Origin of the sequence: Rhodoferax sp. OV413, assembly GCF_900104385.1 — a bacterium.
Lineage (GTDB): Bacteria > Pseudomonadota > Gammaproteobacteria > Burkholderiales > Burkholderiaceae_C > Rhodoferax_B.
The window spans coordinates 896534-915079 of record NZ_FNJA01000001.1 but is presented as its reverse complement, the minus strand read 5'-3'; the positions used below and the strand labels follow the sequence as shown (position 1 = coordinate 915079).

The 18546-nt window shown below is 67.4% G+C and carries 15 protein-coding genes; 3 read left to right on the top strand and 12 right to left on the bottom strand.

Annotated features, from left to right (window positions below):
• Window positions 1–5: 5 nt before the first annotated feature.
• Window positions 6–2345: a putative bifunctional diguanylate cyclase/phosphodiesterase gene (locus BLT66_RS04185; RefSeq protein WP_143029139.1), complete on the bottom strand. Its 2340-nt coding sequence runs from the start codon at window positions 2343–2345 to the stop codon at window positions 6–8.
• Window positions 2346–2525: 180 nt separating this feature from the next.
• Here BLT66_RS04185 and BLT66_RS04180 point away from each other — a divergent pair, with 180 nt between their 5' ends.
• The gene (locus BLT66_RS04180; RefSeq protein ID WP_092755994.1) at window positions 2526–3452 is read left to right on the top strand and encodes an NAD(P)-dependent oxidoreductase; all 927 of its coding nucleotides are present in this window, start codon (window positions 2526–2528) and stop codon (window positions 3450–3452) included.
• A gap of 62 nt (window positions 3453–3514) precedes the next feature.
• On the opposite strand, the gene BLT66_RS04175 is transcribed toward BLT66_RS04180, so the two are convergent.
• The 3 genes from BLT66_RS04175 to BLT66_RS04165 form a co-directional block, all read right to left on the bottom strand.
• Complete coding sequence (locus BLT66_RS04175) at window positions 3515–5011, bottom strand: UdgX family uracil-DNA binding protein (protein ID WP_092755992.1); 1497 nt, start codon at window positions 5009–5011, stop codon at window positions 3515–3517.
• Window positions 5004–6281: a putative DNA modification/repair radical SAM protein gene (locus BLT66_RS04170; protein WP_092755990.1), complete on the bottom strand. Its 1278-nt coding sequence runs from the start codon at window positions 6279–6281 to the stop codon at window positions 5004–5006. The genes BLT66_RS04175 and BLT66_RS04170 overlap by 8 nt, the downstream gene beginning before the upstream one ends.
• 140 nt (window positions 6282–6421) lie before the next feature.
• Window positions 6422–6664 carry a hypothetical protein gene (locus BLT66_RS04165; protein WP_143029138.1) on the bottom strand — a complete coding sequence of 81 codons (243 nt, stop codon included), beginning with the start codon at window positions 6662–6664 and terminating at the stop codon, window positions 6422–6424.
• Window positions 6665–6749: 85 nt separating this feature from the next.
• Here BLT66_RS04165 and BLT66_RS04160 point away from each other — a divergent pair, with 85 nt between their 5' ends.
• On the top strand, window positions 6750–7685 hold the full coding sequence (locus BLT66_RS04160) for a LysR substrate-binding domain-containing protein (protein ID WP_369821581.1): 936 nt from the start codon (window positions 6750–6752) through the stop codon (window positions 7683–7685).
• Window positions 7686–7755: 70 nt separating this feature from the next.
• On the opposite strand, the gene BLT66_RS04155 is transcribed toward BLT66_RS04160, so the two are convergent.
• Together BLT66_RS04155 and BLT66_RS04150 are read right to left on the bottom strand one after the other, a co-directional pair.
• Entirely contained in the window at window positions 7756–8535 is a 780-nt protein-coding gene (locus BLT66_RS04155; protein WP_092757006.1) for a ParB N-terminal domain-containing protein, read from the bottom strand.
• Window positions 8536–8686: 151 nt separating this feature from the next.
• Entirely contained in the window at window positions 8687–9013 is a 327-nt protein-coding gene (locus tag BLT66_RS04150) for a hypothetical protein (protein WP_092755986.1), read from the bottom strand.
• A 209-nt stretch (window positions 9014–9222) separates the two neighbouring features.
• Here BLT66_RS04150 and BLT66_RS04145 point away from each other — a divergent pair, with 209 nt between their 5' ends.
• Window positions 9223–9570 carry a hypothetical protein gene (locus tag BLT66_RS04145; protein ID WP_092755984.1) on the top strand — a complete coding sequence of 116 codons (348 nt, stop codon included), beginning with the start codon at window positions 9223–9225 and terminating at the stop codon, window positions 9568–9570.
• A gap of 86 nt (window positions 9571–9656) precedes the next feature.
• Here the strand turns inward: BLT66_RS04145 and BLT66_RS04140 are convergent, their stop codons facing one another.
• From BLT66_RS04140 to BLT66_RS04115, 6 genes are read right to left on the bottom strand one after another with little or no spacing between them, the layout of a single operon-like run.
• Window positions 9657–10880, bottom strand: coding sequence for a catalase family protein (locus BLT66_RS04140; RefSeq protein WP_218922551.1), 1224 nt, complete (start codon window positions 10878–10880; stop codon window positions 9657–9659).
• Window positions 10877–12334, bottom strand: a complete 1458-nt coding sequence (locus BLT66_RS04135) for a Dyp-type peroxidase (RefSeq protein ID WP_092755982.1) — start codon at window positions 12332–12334, stop codon at window positions 10877–10879. The genes BLT66_RS04140 and BLT66_RS04135 overlap by 4 nt, the downstream gene beginning before the upstream one ends.
• Complete coding sequence (locus BLT66_RS04130) at window positions 12331–13629, bottom strand: hypothetical protein (protein ID WP_092755980.1); 1299 nt, start codon at window positions 13627–13629, stop codon at window positions 12331–12333. Before BLT66_RS04130 ends, BLT66_RS04135 begins: the two co-directional genes overlap by 4 nt.
• Before the next feature lie 24 nt (window positions 13630–13653).
• Window positions 13654–14085 (bottom strand): hypothetical protein, encoded by a 432-nt coding sequence (locus BLT66_RS04125; RefSeq protein ID WP_092755978.1) that lies wholly within the window; start codon window positions 14083–14085, stop codon window positions 13654–13656.
• A 37-nt stretch (window positions 14086–14122) separates the two neighbouring features.
• The gene (locus BLT66_RS04120) at window positions 14123–15973 is read right to left on the bottom strand and encodes a GMC family oxidoreductase (protein ID WP_092755976.1); all 1851 of its coding nucleotides are present in this window, start codon (window positions 15971–15973) and stop codon (window positions 14123–14125) included.
• Between the two features lie 3 nt (window positions 15974–15976).
• Window positions 15977–18505 carry a hypothetical protein gene (locus BLT66_RS04115; protein ID WP_092757004.1) on the bottom strand — a complete coding sequence of 843 codons (2529 nt, stop codon included), beginning with the start codon at window positions 18503–18505 and terminating at the stop codon, window positions 15977–15979.
• Window positions 18506–18546: the final 41 nt, after the last annotated feature.

The window sequence follows — 18546 nt, the reverse complement described above, 5'->3', positions numbered from 1 at the left end:
CAGGTTTAGGCGCCGGGCGCCAGGTGGGTTGCGGCAAAGGCCGTGGCGGCCTCCAACGGCAGCGGGCGCGCAAAGTGGAAGCCCTGGCCGGTGGTGCAGGCCAGCTGGGTCAGCAGGGCGGCCTGCTCGGCGGTCTCAATGCCTTCGGCCGTGGTTTCCATGTGCAGCGCGCTGGCCAGGTCGATCACCGAGCGCACGATGGCTTGCGACTCGGCGCTTTGCAGGATGGCCATCACGAACGAGCGGTCGATCTTCAGCTTGTCGAATGGAAAGCTGCGCAGATAGGCCAGCGACGAATAGCCGACGCCAAAGTCGTCCAGCGCAATGCGGATGCCGGCTGCGCGCAGGCGGTGCAGGGCGGTCAGCACGTCTTCGGTGTCCTTCAGGAACACCGATTCGGTAATCTCCAGCTCCAGCCGCTCGGCCGGCAGGCCGCTGCGTGCCACCACCTCCAGGATCTTGTCGACCAGCAGCTCGTCGTCGAACTGGCAGGCCGACAGATTGACGGCCACCAGCAGCCCGGCCGGTAGCTGGTGGGCGGCGGTGCAGGCGGTTTCCAGCACCCATAGGCCGATGTCGCGGATCAAGCCGGCTTCTTCGGCCACCGGGATGAATTCGGCCGGCGACACATTGCCGAAGCGCGGGCTGGACCAGCGCAGCAAGGCCTCGACCCCGGTGATCTGGTGCGTGCGCAGCGAGATCTGCGGCTGATAGACCAGGTGCATGGCGTGCTGGGCTAGGGCCTGGCGCAAGCCGTCTTCCAGCGCGATGCGGCGCTGGGCTTTTTCGTCCATCGCCATGGAGAAAAACTGCGCCTGCCGGCGGCCCCGCGCCTTGGCTTCGTACAGCGCCAGGTCGGCATGGTGCAGGATCTCGTCGGGCTGCTGGCCGTCACGCGGCAAGAAGGCGATGCCCATGCTGGTATGCGGCGTGAAGCTGATGCCCGACAGGTCGCAGGGCTGCTCGATGGCCTGCATCAGCCGGGTGGCAAAGCAGCGGGCTTCGTCCACCTCGGTCACGCCGTCGAGCAGGATGGCGAACTCGTCGCCGCCGAGCCGGGCCACCAGGTCGCGGCCGCGGATGGTGCTGGTCATGCGCTGGGCCACGGCTTTCAGCAGCAGGTCGCCGTTGGCATGGCCGTAGGCGTCGTTGACCCGCTTGAAGTTGTCCATGTCGATGCACAGCAGCGCAGCGCTGCCCGGCGTGCTGCCGTCGTGGCCGCACAGCTGCTGCAGGCGGTGCTGGAAGTGGCGGCGGTTGGCCAGGCCGGTCAGTGCGTCGAAGTGGGCCAGGCGGTGCATTGCGTCTTCGGCATGCTTGCGGTCGGTGACGTCGGCGCCCACACCGCGCCAGCCCGGCGCTACCGGTGTGCCCTGCGCGCCCGGACTGCCGGGCCACACCGGTTTGGCCGTCAGTGCCCACCAGCGCAGCGCGTCGCCAATCACCACCGGCACCAGCAGGTCGCGGAACGGCAGGGGCGTGGACAAGGCGGCTTGCAGCTGGCCGAGGTAGTGGCCGGCGTCGGCCGGCACCCGCGACGGCTGCTGCAGGTGGGTGCGCGCAATCAGCGCCACCAGGCTGAAGGCCGCATACTGCTGCGGGTCGAACTGCAGGGCCCGGTTGAGCCGGCCGGAGGCGTGGCCCAACTGGCCGCTGGGGGCCAGCTCCCACAGGAAGTCGCTGGAGTTTTCTTCAAAGTCGCGCAGCAGCAGGCCAACGATCTGCTGCTTGTGCGCGGCATCGGCCTCGGCCACCAGCCGCGAGCCATAGGACTTGGCCATCACCTGCACCGACGCCACCACAATCAAGCTGTAGGCCACCAACAGGCAAAACAAAATCTCGGCACCCGGCAGGCTGGTGCGCAGCAGCCCGACCATGGAGCCGGCCGTCATGACCAGCACATAGGCAATGGCCGCCGCCGGCACCGTCACCAGCGCAAAGCCGCCCGCGCAAATCATGCCGCAGCTGATGATGATCAGCATCTGCTGGTCTTGCACCTCCACGCTGGACAGCAACAGCGCCGGCAGCGCCCCCCATAGCGCGCCCAGGCTCAGCGCATGCCGGAAGGCCCGCCGCATGGCTTTGCGCGACGCGGTTTGCCGCGTGTTGCGGTGCTGGGCCCGGTACCAGGCGGCCAAGCCCTGGTAGGCCATGAACAGCAGCACCAGCAGCCAACCCCAGAGCCACACGGACTGGGCGGCCAGGCGGTACACCAGGAAGCCGGCGTTGAACAAATTGACCAGCATGGACAGCGGCGTGAGCCGCAGCATGGCCTGCAGCTGCTTGGCCCGGAAACTGGCCGCCAAGGGCTCATCCGCTTCGTACGGAGCCAGGGACCGGCGCATGCGGGCGAGCAAGCCAGGGGTAGTGGGTTCAGTCGTGCTTACCATCGGTTGGGCTGCGCCTGCGGTCGCGCGTCAATGGTTTGTAAATTTTTACGCCTGTGAACATTGTGGCAGCGTGCGCCGCTGCCAAGGCCCTGTATCGGGTACAAATCAGCTCCAACACCCACAACAAAGGCAGACATGGAACAGACGCGTGAACAAATCGGCTTTATCGGCCTGGGCTTGATGGGCCACGGCATGGCCAAGAACATCGTGGACAAGGGTTACCCCTTGACGATCTATGCGCGCAAGCCCTCGGCCGCGGTGGACGACTTGCTGCAGCGCGGCGCCCAGCAGGCCGATTCGCTGCAGGCACTGGCGGCCCAGGCCACGGTGGTGTTTTTGTGCGTGACCGGCTCCAAAGACGTGGAAGACCTCATCCGCGGCCCGAACGGCCTGGGGCAGAGCCTGCGTCCGGGCTCGGTGCTGGTCGACTGCTCGACCGCCGACCCGACATCCACCATGGCCTTGGCCGCCGAGCTGGCGCCGCTGGGCATCACGCTGGTGGACGCGCCGCTGAGCCGCACGCCGAAGGAAGCCTGGGCCGGCACGCTGGACACCATGGTGGGGGCCGACCAGGCCACCTTTGACCGCATCCAGCTGATTCTGGCGACCTGGGCCGGCAAGGTGGTGCACATCGGCGGCCCGGGCGACGGGCACCGGATGAAGCTGGTGAACAACTTCATCTCGCTGGGCTACGCGGCGCTGTATTCGGAGGCGATGGCCGTGGCGCAGTCGGTCGGCATCACGCCGCAGCGCGTGGACTCGGTGATCCGCGGCGGCCGTATGGACTGCGGCTTCTACCAGACCTTCATGGGCTATGTGCTCGATGGCAACAAGGAAGCGCACAAGTTCACGCTGCAAAACGCCTTCAAGGATTTGCGCTACCTGGAATCGATGGCCGACGCTACTGGCGTGGCGAACCCGATGGGCAATGCGGTAAAGAACTCGTTTGCGCTGGCCGTGGGCGGCGGTGGTGGGCAGTCGTATGTGCCCATGCTGCCCGAGATCATCGGCAAGCTCAGCGGCGTGGATCTGGCGCCGCAAGTGGTTGCCGACAAGCCTTAGATGATTTGCTATTGAATCAATAGCTTCTAGTGCAGGTGCTGCCTGCGCTGGAGGCCTGTTTTTTATAAATCCTGCGCTGCAGGGCTGATGTTGAAATTTGCTGCCTTGCCCAGGTCGTCCAGCCAGGCAGAAAACGCGGCGTCGAAGTCGCGGCTGTCCATGCGCAGCAGCGCGGCCGGGTGCAGGGTGACCAGCACGCGCAGGCCGTCGTCGCGCATCAGCCACTGGCCGCGTTCGCTGGCCACGGCCACCGGCCGGCCCAGCAGGGCGCGCGCGGCGGTGCTGCCGAGGGCCACGGCCGCGGCCGGCCGCACCAAGGCGATCTCGTGGTCCAGCCAGTCCAGGCAGGCGGCGGCCTCTTGCTGCGCCGCGGTTTTGTGGATGCGCCGCTTGCCGCGCGGCTCGAACTTGAAATGCTTGACCGCATTCGTCAGGTACAGCGCCGCCCGCGGCAGGCCCAGCTGGGCCAGCGCGCGGTCCAGCAGTTGGCCGGCCGGGCCGATGAAGGGTCGGCCGCGCAGGTCTTCTTGGTCGCCCGGCTGCTCGCCGACCAGCATCAGCTGCGCGTCCACCGGGCCTTCGCCGTGCACCGCCTGGGTGGCAAACTGGCCGATGGGGCAGGCGCGGCAGCGTTCGGTGGCCTGGCGCAGCGCGGCCAGGGTGCCCGGGGCTTCCACCACTTCCGGCCGCTGGTCCAGCCGCAGCGCTATCGACGCAGCAGGGCGGCGGTGGGCTGGCTCGCTGGCGCCTTGCTCGACCATCTGGCCGCTGCGCTGGGCCGAGAGTGCCGTCAGCGGCTGGATCAATACCGCCTCGGGCAGGTTCTTCCAGTAGCGGCGCGGCATCTCCTTGTGCATCATCGCCAGCTTGAGCCGCGCCGGGTTGAAGATGTTTTCATAGTAGGTGAGCCACAGGCGTTCATTCGCATCGGCCGGCGGCGCATCGGACTTCTGCGCGCCGGGGCCGAAGGCCAGCTGCTGGCCGTTCCAGCGCGCGCTGCGCTCGGGCGTCAAGATCGCCCAGGGCATCTGCGCAAAGCGCCGTGCAAAGAACGGCGCGGTGGCCTCGACGATGTGGTGCCCGGGCTCGAACCAGGCCACGTGGGTCACACCCCAGCCGTCGTCGGTGGGTGCGGCCAGCGGCCGGAAGCGCACAAACGCCGTCATCTTGTGCATGTCGCGCCGCACCACGCGGGCCATCTGCTCGGCCTGCATCCTGTCGGGGTCCAGCGGGTCGTGGCGCAGGCCCGGCTCGCGCAGCAGGCGCCATGCCAGCCGGTACAGCAGGCCGAAGCGGGACGGGTCGGCATGCAGCGCCGTGCGGTTGCACAGCGAGACGAAGAAGGCTGGCAGCTTCAGCACCGCGCTGTTTGCTGCATCGGGCGGCGGTTCTTCCGCCGGGCTGTGCGCAAACAAATCCCCCTCGGCTGCGCCGGCCACATGCCAGCTGATGCGGCCGGGCTCCACGCCCTGCGCCAGCAAGCGCCGCGCCGCTGCCCGAAAACCCGGCACATCGTCTTCGCCGACCAGCTGCACTGTGCGCGCGCTGCTGTCAGCCATGGAGCAGCGGCGTGTCGAACAACGAGCGCTGCTGCGGTTGCGGCCGCAGCCGGGCCGCCAGATCGGCGTCGTCCAGCCCATTGCGCGCGGCACCGGGCACGGTAATAAAGGGCAGCACATTCTTCAGCGGCACCTTCAGCCGCGACAGGTCGTCCACCCGCAGCGTGCGGGTGCGGCGGGCGGCGAGCAGGCGCTTCACCGAGGTCACGCCCAGGCCGGGCACGCGCAGCAGCATTTCGCGCGGTGCACGGTTCAGATCCACCGGGAAGCGTTCGCGGTGCGCCAGCGCCCAGGCCAGCTTGGGGTCGATGTCGAGTGCCAGCATGCCGTCGCTGGCGCCGACGATCTCGTCGTGGGCAAAGCCGTAGAAGCGCATCAGCCAGTCGGCCTGGTACAGGCGGTGCTCGCGCACCAGCGGCGGCGCGGCCAGTGGCAGGCCGCGGGCGGCATCGGGAATCGGGCTGAAGGCCGAGTAGTAGACGCGTTTGAGCTGGTAGGCGCCGTACAGCGTGGCGCTGGTGGTCAGGATGCTGCGGTCGTCGGATGCGTCGGCACCGACGATCATCTGCGTGCTCTGCCCGGCCGGGGCGAAGCGCGGCGCCCGGGCGCGCTTGGGCGCCACGCGCGGCTGCGAGGTGGCGGGCGGCGGTGTGGCGCCGGCCTTGGCGTCGTCGATGTGGATGCGCAGCCGCGCCATGGAGCGGCGGATCGCCTGGCCGTCTTTCTCGGGCGCCAGCACCAGCAGGCTTTCGCTGGTCGGCAGCTCGACATTGATGCTGAGACGGTCGGCATAGCGGCCGGCGCGGGCCAGCAGCTCTTCGCTGGCTTCGGGGATGGTTTTCAGGTGGATGTAGCCGCGGAAGTCGTGCTCCTCGCGCAGCACGCGGGCCACTTCGACCACGCGCTCCATCGTGTAATCGGGGCTGCGGATGATGCCGGAGCTGAGGAACAGGCCTTCGATGCAGTTGCGGCGGTAGAAGTCCAGCGTCAGCTGCACCACCTCGTCGATGCGAAAGCGCGCCCGGTCCACATTGCTGCTGACGCGGTTGATGCAGTACAGGCAGTCGTAGACGCAGTAGTTGGTCAGCAAAATCTTCAGCAGCGAGATGCAGCGGCCGTCGGGCGCGTAGCTGTGGCAGATGCCCGCGCCCTCGGTCGAGCCTATGCCGCGCCCGCCGACCGAGTCGCGTTTCAGCGTGCCGCTGGACGCGCAGGACGCGTCGTACTTGGCGGCGTCGGCGAGGATGGCGAGCTTGCGATTGAGGTCCATGGGGTGCTTTAAAATTACTGTTTAAATATACAGTAATGCAAGCCATGGCACAAGAAATGACCAGATAGACCCCGGAGCACAGCGCGCTATTGTCTTGGTAGCATCTCGCGCAGGTTCTGCCTGCGCCAGAGCTTGTTTTATCAATATTTATCGTGCTGCTGGCGGCGGTCGTAGCGGGCCAGTTCAACCTGCTCGCGCAGCTTGCCGGGGATGCGCCCGGGCACATCGATGTCGCGCAGCAGATGGGCGCCGAGTTCGCCCAGCGGCGCCGGCTCGGCGGGGCGCCGCCAGGCGGTCGCGCTGCGCCAGGCTTGCAGCAGAGCCTGGCGCAGGCTGGGGAACGGGCGGTTTTGGGTGGGAGCGGAAGCGTTGGCGTAGTCCATAGTGGGTACTCGGTAGCGGTTTTGGTAAGCATAGGTGTCCACCACAGCCGATAAAAGCGCTCATTTCTGCCAAGGTTGGTTGCTTATACTTACCAGCATGGCCCGTATCCCCTTGCAAACCTTGCCCACCTTTGTGGCCGTAGCCGCGCTGGGCAACCTGCGCGCGGCCGGCGAGCAGCTGCACCTGACGCACAGCGCCATCAGCCAGCAGATCCGCCTGCTGGAACAGCAGCTCGGCTATGCCGTGTTTGACCGGCCCGGCCGGCGGGTGGTGCTGAACGCGGCCGGCGCGGCGCTGCTGCGGGCGGTGGAGCCGGCGCTGGCGCAGATCGACGAAGGCGCGCGGGCCGGCGCGCTGGCGGTGCGGGGTGCGCAGCAGCACCTGCGGATCACCGTGTCGCCGTCGTTTGCCCAGCACTGGCTGATGCCACGCATGGCCGCATGGCGGGCGCTGCAGCCCGGCATATCGGTAGAGTTGCACACCTCGCAAACGGCGGTGGACCTGGGCCGCGAGGGTTTCCACGCGGCGGTGCGCCAGGGCAAGGGCCCGTGGCGTGGGCTGGAGGGCGAGTGCCTGATCGACTCGCAGCAGGTGGTGCTGGCCTGCCCGGCGATTGCCCAGCGCCTGGCGGGCAACGACCCGGTCAGTTGGTTGCAGGAGTCGTTGCTGGGAACCAGCGAATGCTGGGAGGCCTGGTTTGCGCTGGCCGGGCACCGGGTGCGCATCCAGCCGATTGCGGTGTTCAACGACATGGGCCTGATGCTGCAGGCCACGGAGCAGGGCCTGGGCATCGCCCTGGGCCGCGAGCTGGTGGCCGCCGACGCCCTGCGCGCCGGCCGCCTGGTGCAGCTATCGCCGCTGGCGCTGGGCACCGAGGCGTATGACGCCTATTGGCTGGTCCACCCCCCAGAGCACCGCGACTGGCCGCCGCTGCAGACATTCAGGGCCTGGCTGCAGGCGGAGCTGCAGCAGGCATCGGCCCAACTGCAGCAGTTTCGACAAACCGGGCGTTCGGACTAGTTGCTATCTAGTTGATAGCTGATGCCGCAGGTGCTGCCTGCTCCAGAGCCTGTTTTTACTTAAATTCGCATCAAGCCATCTGCTCGGCCAGCTGGGCGCGCAGTGCCGCGTTCTCGGCGGTCAGCTCGGCCACGGTCTGCTTCAGCCGGGCGATGATGCCTTCGGGCGACTCGGGTTCGGTGCGCTCCACGGCCTTGGCGTTGCGCACCTGGCGGGCGGCTTGCTGCAGCTCTTTCTTGCCGCCGGCGGCCGCGGCCAGCTGTTCCTCGGCGGGCAGCGTGGCCACGGTGGCGGCGGTGCTGATGGAGATGGTGCCGGACTTCACCGCGGCCACCAGCTCGGGCGTGGCGGTCTTCTGGATCTTCTCGATCTGGCTGATGGTGGCGCTGCTGATGCGCGCGGCTTTGGCCAGGGCTTCGCGGGTCAGCGCCGGTTCGGCGGCGGGGGCCGGGGGGGGGGCAGCGGATTCCTCCCAGGGCGCGGGGCCGCTGGTGTCGGCGGGGGCTTCGACTTTGGCCGGCTGGTCGCGGCCGGCCAGGATGTCTTTCTTGCGCAGGGCCAGCACGCCGCGCTGGAAGTCGGACACGCTGCGGCGGCCCAGGTGCTGGTCGATCATCCAGAGGTGCACGTCGTCCATCGACTTGAAGCTGGCGTTCTGCACGGTGTTGAAGGGCAGGCTGTGCTTTTGGCAGATGCCGTAGCGGTTGTGGCCGTCTACCAGCACATCGCCCCACAACACCAGGGCGTCGCGGCAGCCCTCGGCCAGGATGCTGCGCTCCAGCGCAGCGTGTTCGTCCGGGGTCAGTGGATCGATGTAGGCAAGCAATTCTTCGTTGACCGTGATATTCATTTTGGGGAGCGGAGTGGGCAGTAAGCGGGGCGCGATTGTAAAAGCCCCGACCACTTCGGCCGACAGGCTGGCTAGCGGCGGCTCCGGCCGGGCATCCAGCGTTGCACAGCCAGCCATGCCCAGCATGAACAGCTGCTCCGTGTGCAGGCGGCTAGCGGTTGGCGTTTTTTCCCGTTACCGCCGTGCCGTTAGGTTGATTTCCTGGCAGCGGCGTGGGTTTCAGGCCGAATATCTGGCGCCAGAACGAGAGGCGCTGGAACGCCGGTATGCCCAGCGCTGATTGCCCGGCGTCGGTCAGGCCGCGCACGATGGCATAGCGCGCGGGCTTGGTCGGGTACTGGGTGAGCACCGGTGGGCCGATCTCGGCGTCGACCAAGCCACGCTGCTTCAACTGCTGTACCCAGGTAATTTCTACCGGGTCGGTGACATAGGTGTCGCCTGTTTTGCGATACAGCTCTTTCAAAAAATACAAGGTCATGGGGGCGACTTTCCGAGGGTACAGCTTCATTCAATGCGATCGCCCGTGGTCTGGCTGTAGGACAAGGCCGTGCAGGGCGGCTGGCCCGGACCACAAATGCCGGGCTTGACGCCAGGCAGGATGGCGTCCTACAGCAAGAGGCCCAGGCGGCTGACGGCCCGGCGCTGGCACCCAACCGATCATCCAGGCTCCGTTCTGGAGAAAATTCCATGCCCTTATTTGCCCGCTCCATCTTGCTGTCGCGCACAACCTTGTTGATGGAGCAGGCATATACGCCGCCCGCCATCGCAATTGCCACGGCGCTGCTGATGTCGCTGCTGATCGGCTTGCTGTGGTCTCTGGGCTGGATGCTGGGTGCGGGCCTGGTGCTGGGCTGCTTTTATGTGTCGCTGGGGCTGTTGCGGCCGACTCCGCTGGAGCGGGTCGCCGGCAGCCTGGCGGTCAGCGGCCTGGTGATTGCGTCCGGCATATTGTTCGGCAGCATGGCCGCAGCCTGCGCCAGCTTCATCCTGCTGTTGCCTTTGGGACTGGCGGCCCTGGGCGTGGAAGATGCCTAGGCCTGCGCTGCCGTTTGCTATCTAAAGAGTAGCGGCTGCCGCAGGTGCTGATTGCACCAGCGGCTTGTTTTTCACATAAAAACGGGTCAGAACAACTCGTCCCCCGTGGGCTCGAAGTGCGGCACGGCGTTCATCTGGTGCCGCAGCTGCGACAGCTCGTAGTACATGCGTTTGCGGGCCCGGCTCTGGTTGCCCAGCGGCCGGTGCTCGGTAATGCTGTGCCAGGGGTTGTAGGACAGGCGCTTGGCGAATTCCATCTGCGCGGGCGAGTCGAACTGCTGGCGCGGAATGCGCAGGGTGGCGGCCGAGATGCGGGGCGACAGGCGTTCGGGCCAGAGCACGCTGGCGTTCTCTATGGGCATCAGGTGCGCGTCGGTCTGCAGCTGCAGGCGCACGTCCAGCTCTACATCGCCGTCCGCCAAAGACTGGACCATGGCTTGGCGCAGGTAGTCGTCGGGCGGGCGCAGCGGCAGGCGCGGAATCGGCGTGCGCTTTTTGCTCTTGGGCCAGAACGAATACTGCATGGCCTGGCCCTCGCCCAGCAAGTAGGGTACGCAGCTGAAGTAGGGCGCCTCCAGCGGGCTGCTCTGGGTCTTGGTCCACAGGCCTTGCATGATGGCGTCCAGCACATGCGGGCGGTGCAGGTTGAAGAAGTAGAAGATCTGCGCGTTCTTCAGGCTCTCCAGCTGCAGCTGGGCGTTGGCGATCACGTCCGGCGTGACAAAGGTGGGCGGCGATACGCCGAACATGTCTTGCGTAAATTTTTCTTCGTCCATCAGCTTGGGGCCGGGCACGTCCATCAGCTTGACGCTGATGCTCATGAAGCCCACGTCGTCAATGTCCGGCGTGACATACGGGCCGGGGCCGGAAAAGCGTACCCAGGCCGGGTAGCTGCGTGGCTGTGCATAGATGCCGCGGCGCAGCGCTGGGGGCAGGTTGTCGTGGACGATGAACTCGGCGCGCACGATGCCCTGGGTCTTGGTGTTGCCACCCCGCTCGAAGCCGCCGGGCTTCCACAGCGCGCGCATCTGCAGGTTGAAGCTGCGGATGATCGAATCCACGCATTCTTCCTCGCCGGGCAGCAGCCGCTCTTCGGCAATCCGCAGGCCTTCGTTCGGCCGCTGGGCGTTGATCAGCGCGGTGGTCAGCCGGGTCAATGGCTCGAGCAGCAAGGCCTCGAAGGCCGGGCGCAGGAACGGGTCGAAGCGGCGCTGCAGCTGTATCAGCGCCAGCGAGGTGTCGGATACCCAGTCGCGCAGCGCCGACCCGGTGTTGGCGCGGGGTACGGGCCGGCTGGTGTTCGAGTTCATGGCGCAGCTCCTTGGCTTGCCAGGTAGCGCAGCGCGCGGATGCCGGGCAGGAAAAAGTAGGCCCCGCCGCGCAGGGTGACGAACTGCGGCAACCCCGGCAGGCGCTGGTCGGTCCCCTGCAGCTGGGGGATGGAGAAACTGTCGGTGGCGGTGCCGTCGGCTGCGGCTGCGCGGCTGCCCAGCAGCGGGTCGCTCTCGTTGGGCAGGCCGTCGAAGTGCGGCGCATGCAGCCAGGCGCCCTGTACAAATTCAAACTGGCGCGAGATGCTGGCGCCCAGGCAGATGAAGTGCAGGCCGGTTTCGGCCCCCTCCGGGCCCTGGGCGTGGTGGTAAGCCCGGCCGCGGCGCAGCAGGCGGTGGAAGCGGGTGGAGGCCACGCGGTCTTGCTCCAGCGACTGGGCGTCAAAACCCAGGGTGCGCATCAGCCACGACACCATGCCCGGGTCGCCGGGCGGCAGGTCGGCGGTGCGTGGGTTGGCGCGCCGTATATGGGCGCCCAGCGGGCACAGGGTGCCGCGGGGGTCTTCGTTGTAGGTAAAGGCGTTCAGGTCCGGCGGCGAGCTTTTTGCGGTGGGCAGCAGCGGGTGGCCGCTGCGGGTGCGGCCGACCATGGCGGTAGCCAGCTTTTCGCGCAGCGCCGGGTCGCCCTCGGCCAGCTGGTCGAGCGCCTGCCAGAAGCCATCCACGTCTTGTTGCAGCTGGCGCATCACCAGGTAGCTGCCGTTGCGGCCCAGGTCGGCGCGGTGCGGCGCGTCTTCGGCGCGTGGCAGCAGGGCTTGCGGGTCGCGCTGCGGGTCGAGCAGGGGGCGGTCGGTGTAGCCGCCGTATTCGTTCGGGTAGCCGAGCAGGAATTCGCCCAGGCAGCTGAGGTTGGTGTAGCGCAGCTGCTCGGCGTCGCGCACCGCGCGGTCGCGGCGCCAGTCGAGCATGGGCTGCGAAATGCCGTCGGCAAAGCCAAACGGCTCGTTGCCGCGGAGCTCGCCGCAGGGCAGGCGGGTCATGATCTCAAAGCCGGCTGCGCATTGCGCTTCTATGGTGGCCTGCCAGGCCTGCAGCTGGCCGGGCAGGGCGTACAGCATCAGCAGCAGATGCGGTATCTGCGCGCCGCTGCCCCAGAGCCAACCGCTGGGTGCGTTGGCGCCGGTGTCGCCGAGTCGGCGTGCGCGGCTCGGGTCGTTGCCCATGCCGGAGAGGAATTCGGGCGAGAACCCGGCAATCGTGTCCTCGGCCACGCCCAGGGCGCGCAGGCCTTCGCTGCCCAGCGCCAGCTGCAGCACCGTGGCCGGTGGGGGCTCGGTGGTGGCGGCGCTGGCGACGGGCGCGCGGGCCAGCCAGGCGCGGGCGGCTGCGGGGTCGGTCACGCGCAGCAGCAGAAAGCAGGCCTCGGTATGGTGCTTGTAGCCAAAGCGGACCAGACCCTGGATGTCGTCCAGGTCGACCGGTGCGCCGCTCATAGCAGCCTCAGCCAGGCCAGGGCCTGGGCCTCGTTCATGTAGCTGCGCTCCAGGCCTTCGCGGATGCGCTGGTTGCGCCGCATGTCGGCCAGGGTCAGGCCGGGGTAGGCCTTGTACCAAACCTGGGTGGGTATCTGGTGGCGTCGCTGGAAGTACTTGAACGGCTGCTCGTGGCGCGCGCCGCCCAGTATCAGCCAGCGCGTGCGCGGCCAGCCTATGCCGTTGCTGAACACCAGGTTCAGGCCCCAGGCTACTTTGTTGATGAAGTCGTCCATATACCCTTGGTGGCTGCCGTCGTAGTTGCTGGTGAAGACCACGCGGGTTTTGTCGTCCAGAAACGCCCAGCGTGCGAAATGGATGGTCTGCACCCTTGCCAGGTGGCCGCGGGTGAACACATGGCGGCAGGCGTAATTGATCAGCACCAGCAGCAGGGTGACAAGCCCGCGTCGGAACAGTCCGGGCTTGACCGCGCCCAAGGCGGTGTATTGGTTGCTCACATCAAAGTCCTCCAGGTCTTGCAGCGCCTGCAGGGCTGCGGGGTCGGGGCGCGGGCAGATCTCGGGGTCGTGGATCTCGCGGCTGCGCAGCTGCTGCACCAGCAGCGGCAGCAGGATGATGAATAGCGGCAGCACGGCCAGGCCGACCAGGGGCAGGGCCAGCAGGTTCAGCAGCTTGGCCGCTGTCCACCCCAGCGGCGTGGGCTCGGCGGGCGTCAGCAGCAGCCGGCCGGCACTGCGCTCGGCTTCGACAAAGGCGCGCAGCTCTCGCCAGATGCGCAGCGCCTCGGCCTCCGATGCCAGGGGCGCGCGCGGCACGCAGGCGGCCAGCACGCGCTGCAAGGCGCTTTCCTGGCGGATCTGCAGCACGCTGCGGCCCACCCAGTGGATGTAGCTGGCGGCCACCGGCTGGTCGTGCGCCAGCATCCAGTCCAGCAGGTCGCCTGACGCCGCAAAGCCTGCGCAGTGGGCAAAGATGCGGCGCAGCCCGTCGCCTGCATGCAGCGCCAGGTCGGCCAGGCAGTCGCGTGCCGGGCCGTCGCAGTCGCCCATGAAAGCCAGGTAAGCGGGTAGGCGCGGGCGTGGCAGGCCCAGGGTTTCCAGGTCGACCTGCAGCGCATCGTCCAGCATGACCAGGCGCGCATAGTGCAGCTGCGCAAAGCGGCCGAACGGCAGCAGCGCATTCTGCGGGTCGACCATGCCGGCGTTGCGGTTCATGCCGGCCAGCAAGGCACGCAGCGCGTCCTCGCGGCCGGTTGCCAGCGGGGCGATCACCATGAAGTGCGACTGCGGGGTCACTGCGGAGATCCGGGGCGTCCAGCGCTAAAACTGCAGGCAGAAGTCGATTAAGCGCTCTTTGCCCCAGTACACCTTGCCCAGGTAGAAGCCCGGGCCGATGAGGCGGATCTCGTCGCGGATGTAGTGCGCGAGTAGTGAGGTGTCCGAATAGTCGAGCACGATGCATTCCTCGCCATCGAGCCAGCTCTTGTCCTTGTAGACCTTGGCCACCACGGCTTCGAAGCCGAACACCAGCACCTTGTTCTTCAGCACGCCTTTTTGCGCGTCGAAGGTTTTGCCCTGCCAGCCGAACAGGTTGATGATATGGGCGATGCTCTCTGTGTACTTGGTGCCCGGGGCGATGATGGCCGTGCCGTGGGCACTGCCATTCGGAATCTCGCCGGCCGGGCTGGAGCGGAACAGGTCGTCCAGCTGGACTTGCGTCATGGCCAGTAGTTGGGGTACGTCGTATGCCATGGTCTTCTCCTTGTGCGGTTGCCCGCTGTGAAAAATGCTATGCCTGGGCCGCGTCTTGCAGCAGCACATCGGCGGCTTTTTCGCCCACCATGTAGACCGCTGCTGCGATGAAAAAACCGGGAATCCGCGGGAACACCGAGGCGTCCACCACCCGCAGGCCGCGCGTGCCGTGTACCGCAAACCGGCTGTTCAGCACACCGCCGTCGGCCGCCGGGCCGATAGGGCAGGAGCAGGATGCATGGTGGCCCCAGGCGGTGTCTCGCACATAGTCGGCCAGGGCCGCGTCGCTCTGCACGCCGTTGCCGGGCAGGCATTCCTCGGCGATCAGGCCGCGGGCCTGCAATGGGGAGGTGAGGCCGCGCACAAACCGGATGGCTTGCACCACCGACTGTAGGTCGCCGCCAGCGGCATCGCTGCCTTCTTCAAAGTAGCGGAAGTTAACCAGTGGCATGTCGCAAGGGTCGGCCGAGCGCAGCGTCACGCTGCCCGCACGGTTCTGCGTATGGGCTTTGAGCACAGCCCAGGTCAGGCTGTCGGCGTGCTGGCTGATCATCTCGGCGAAGCCGGGCGCATAGCCCTCAAAGCGCGCGGGCAGGGCCATGCAGAAGATGTCGGGCTCGGGCTGTGTGGGGGCGGATTTGCGCACCAGCCCCAGGGCCGCGCCGTTGGTCGCGTACATGCCAGCGCGCAGCGCGTTCCAGCGCTGCCACTGCGGGTCGCCGCGCGCGAAGCGGGCCTTGTCCAGCATCTGCCAGGGCCGCTGCATGCGGTGGGTGACGGCCACCTCGTAGCGGTCTTGCAGGTTGCGGCCCACGCCGGGCAGATCGACCTGCAGCGGAATGCCGTGGCTGCGCAGGGCGTCGGCCGGGCCGATGCCGGACAGCATCAGCAGCTGCGGCGTGTTGAAGGCTCCGCCGCACAGGATGACCTCGCGTTTAGCTCGCACCTGCTTGCGCCGGCCGGGGATGCTGCTGGTGGCGGCATGGGCGCGGTATAGGCGCTCGCCTTTCAGGAATTCGACGCCGCAGGCCGTGCCCTGCGCATCCAGCAACACGCGCGTGGCCAGGGCGTGCAGCTCGATGTGCAGCCGGTCGGGGTGCCGGGCCGCGGCCTGCAATACCCGTTCGCGCGCGCCGGTGCGGCCGCCGGCGGCGGTGGACAGCGGTGTGTAGCACAGGCCTTCGAAGCTGCCGCCGCCCCAGGGCCGGGCGTTCGGGTCGCCCTTGCCGCGCAGCCAGCGCAGGGCGCTGCGCAGCGGGGTGGGCAGCTCGCGGGTGAAGTTGTGTGCGGTCTGGGACACCAGGCCGCGCATCTGCGGGTCGCCCAAGGCTTCCAGCGGCACCGGGCGCTCGGTCTGCAGCCAGCCGTTCCAGCCGTGGCCGGTCGGGTCCAGCCCGAGCCGGCGCAGGCCGCGCCAGATCGGGCGGTGGTGGCAGTTTTCCAGCTGCTGGGCGTAGCGCTGCATCTGCGGTGCACGCCAGCTGGGGTCGCCGGTCAGTGTGGCGATCTGGTTCCAGTCGGAGTCGTGCGGCCGCATGAAGATCATGGCGTTGTGCGCGGTGCAACCGCCTAGTGCGGCGGCGCGCGGGTAGAGCACGCCCTGGCGCTCAGTGCTGTATTTGGGGTCGCGCACCTGGCGGGCTTCGTCGGCATAGTGGCGCACTTGGAAGTTCCAGGCCATGGCGGGGTTCTCACAGGCAAAGGCGTGGAAGCCCGGCACGTCGTAGTCCTCGGGCAGGCGCGGCCCCTGGGCCAGGCGCGGATCGCCGCCGGCTTCGAGCAGAAACACGCGCATGCCGGCTTCCGCCAGCCGCGCCGCCAGGGTGCCGCCGCCTGCGCCCGATCCCACAATGATGTAGTCCCATTCGCATGTTTCGGCATCCACCATGGGTTAGAAGGTCTTCAGGAAGGCAATCAGCGCGCGCTTGTCGTCGTCGCTCAGCACCGGTTCGGTGCCAAAGGCTTTTTCGTCGGCGCTCAGGCCTTCTTGCTGGTTGAACTCGGCCGTGCCGAAGTAGTGGCCGCGGTTGACCACGAAGTCCGGACACTTGCTGAGGCGCAGCATGGGTTCGCGCAGATTGGCGAACTTGGCACGCAGCTCCTGGTCGCTGGCGTCCTTGGGCGCGGTGGCCAGGTCGGCCTTGAGCTTGAGCACCAGCTCGCCCACATTGCGCACATGGGCCAGCTTGTCGCCCACGTCGTCGCTCTCGGCGCGCAGCTTGAGGTTGGCGATCAGGTTCACCGGCATGCCCTTGGGGATGGGGCCGAGCGTGATGTCCTCGCCCGCACCCACCAGCCAGGGCAGCCAGCGGTGCAGCGTGCCTTGCAGGGGCTGCAGCGCGTCGGGCACATAGCCAGCGGGCACCACCACCTCGCTGCGCTGCGTGGTGCGGTCTATGGTGCCGGGCAGCTTGTCGCCGAGCTCGGCATCGCGCTCGCGTTTTTCGGGCCAGAGCATTTGCGTGATGGAGGCGTCGAACACCTTCATGCGGCTGGCGACCGAGGGGCTGGATTCGAACGGGCCGACCGTGTTGTTCAGCAGATACGGCCCGGTAGACCACAGACCGATCAACGACGGCACGCGGGTATAGCCGCGGCCGCCAGCGGGCATGGTGTAGGGCAGCAGGGCGCCGGTGAACGGGTCGTTCAACGTAACCGTGCCGACCGAGGGCAGCTGCTTGTACGAGCTGGACGAGAAGTTGTCCCAGATGTTGCCGCCCAGCGCATTGGTAGCCAGCGGGCTGCAGACATTGGTGCGCAGCAGGGTCGACGGGATGCGCGCCTCGGTCGAGAGGTAGTTGCCCTGCAGGAAGTCGGGCGCCAGCACGATCTGGCGCATCTGGGTCTTGTAGGCCTCGGTCTGGGTCCAGCCCCAGTAGCGCTTGAAGCAGGCCAGGTAGCCGGCACCTGCGCATTTTTGCGGCTCCAGGCCCAGATCGGGCGGCGGGGTGGGGGCTTTGCTGGAATGGCAGCGCGCGCAGGTATCGGCAAACACCGCCTTGCCGCGCTCCAGCGTGCTGTTGTCGGTGGCCAGGAAGGCCGCGCCGCCGGGCGCATCCTGCAGGTAGTCGGGCTTGGCGGCCTTCAGGAAGAATAGCGCGGTGTTCGGCGTGCCGGCCTCGGTGGCCTGCCAGTAGCCTGAGTTCTTTTGCGCGTCGGCGATGCGGATCGGGGTGACGGTCTTGCCGCCGACCACGGCGTTGAAATGCAGCAGCCATTCTTCGCTGAACAGACCGATGTTCAGGTAGACCCGGTTCAGCGCGCCCAGCAGACCGACCGAATCGGCGCCGTCCTTCAGCACATGCGGGGTGCGCACAGTGCTACTGGCCTTATCAAAGAACTCGCTCAGCGGGCCGCTGGCGATGTAGTCGTTGAACTGCTTGTTGTCCAGCTCGCCGCCGCTGAGCTTTTCATGCCACAGCTGCTTGGCCGTACCCATGCGGGCCATGAAGTCGTACACGGCGTTCATGGTGCGCGGGTTGTTGATGTTGTCGGTGGAGATCAGCGAGGTGTCCATGGCGCCGGGCCGGAAGCTGTGCGCCAACTGGTACATGTAGTTCTTCTGGCCCTCGGGTTTGTTGGCGTTGTGGATGAACAGCCGGTCTACCCACATGTACTGCGCGCCCACCGACGAGCTGAGGTTGGCGAAGGCAGGCGCATTCGGGTCGCTGGGCGGGTTCACTGGGCTCGGGCCTACATGGCAGAAGCCGCAGGACATGCCGACCCGGTAGGGCCGCACCAGGTCCTGCCGGTTGTAGTACTTGGGGTCGGTGTAGTACTTTTCCGCGTCCCAGGCCTTGGCGGCTTTTTCGTCAAACGCCGGATTCGGAAACAGGCGCAGCCCCACGATGCCGGTGGCTTCGCCGTAGTACGAGCCCACCGGCAGCGTGCTGCCGTCGCCCAGCGGCTTGCCGCGCGCGCCGATGGCCACGCCCGGGTACTTGGTGGCGTCTTCGAACGGGTCGGGCGCGCAACCTTTGTCGCGCACATCCAGCCACAGGCCGTGGCGGGCTTTGTCGGGGCCGCTGGCATTGCCGAAGCAGGGCTCGTTGACCAGGCCCAGGTATTCCCAGCGGTTGGCCCGCGAATAGCCCTGGCTGGGGTGCGAGCTGATGGATTTCAGCAGGTCGAAGGCGCCGAAGGTGAAGTCCGTCATGTGGTCCCACAGGCGGTCGTTGCCGCCGGTCCAGACGATCCACATATTGCGCCCGGCCACTTCCTGCGGCGACAGCGCCAGCGCGCCGTCCATGTCATGGAAGTAGTCCTCGGCTGCATGCGGGAAGCTCTTGCCGTCGCGGCCGGCGAGCTTGGCCTCGTCCAGCACCGCGCCGGGTTGCGGGCCTTGGGAGCATGCTGCGATGAGCAGGCCGCCCAGCAACAGGAGCCAGCGGGTTGTTGTGTGCCAGTGCCGATGTGCCATCGCCATCCTCCGGTGAAGGAAACGGAATATCCACGCTGCTG

Excerpts from the sequence above, each read along its gene's own strand:
- BLT66_RS04185 (WP_143029139.1), bottom strand. The coding sequence starts at position 2,345 with ATGCGCCGGTCCCTGGCTCCGTACGAAGCGGATGAGCCCTTGGCGGCC.
- BLT66_RS04180 (WP_092755994.1), top strand. The coding sequence starts at position 2,526 with ATGGAACAGACGCGTGAACAAATCGGCTTTATCGGCCTGGGCTTGATG.
- BLT66_RS04175 (WP_092755992.1), bottom strand. The coding sequence starts at position 5,011 with ATGGCTGACAGCAGCGCGCGCACAGTGCAGCTGGTCGGCGAAGACGAT.
- BLT66_RS04170 (WP_092755990.1), bottom strand. The coding sequence starts at position 6,281 with ATGGACCTCAATCGCAAGCTCGCCATCCTCGCCGACGCCGCCAAGTAC.
- BLT66_RS04165 (WP_143029138.1), bottom strand. The coding sequence starts at position 6,664 with ATGGACTACGCCAACGCTTCCGCTCCCACCCAAAACCGCCCGTTCCCC.
- BLT66_RS04155 (WP_092757006.1), bottom strand. The coding sequence starts at position 8,535 with ATGAATATCACGGTCAACGAAGAATTGCTTGCCTACATCGATCCACTG.
- BLT66_RS04150 (WP_092755986.1), bottom strand. The coding sequence starts at position 9,013 with ATGACCTTGTATTTTTTGAAAGAGCTGTATCGCAAAACAGGCGACACC.
- BLT66_RS04145 (WP_092755984.1), top strand. The coding sequence starts at position 9,223 with ATGCCCTTATTTGCCCGCTCCATCTTGCTGTCGCGCACAACCTTGTTG.
- BLT66_RS04140 (WP_218922551.1), bottom strand. The coding sequence starts at position 10,880 with ATGAACTCGAACACCAGCCGGCCCGTACCCCGCGCCAACACCGGGTCG.
- BLT66_RS04135 (WP_092755982.1), bottom strand. The coding sequence starts at position 12,334 with ATGAGCGGCGCACCGGTCGACCTGGACGACATCCAGGGTCTGGTCCGC.
- BLT66_RS04125 (WP_092755978.1), bottom strand. The coding sequence starts at position 14,085 with ATGGCATACGACGTACCCCAACTACTGGCCATGACGCAAGTCCAGCTG.
- BLT66_RS04120 (WP_092755976.1), bottom strand. The coding sequence starts at position 15,973 with ATGGTGGATGCCGAAACATGCGAATGGGACTACATCATTGTGGGATCG.
- BLT66_RS04115 (WP_092757004.1), bottom strand. The coding sequence starts at position 18,505 with ATGGCACATCGGCACTGGCACACAACAACCCGCTGGCTCCTGTTGCTG.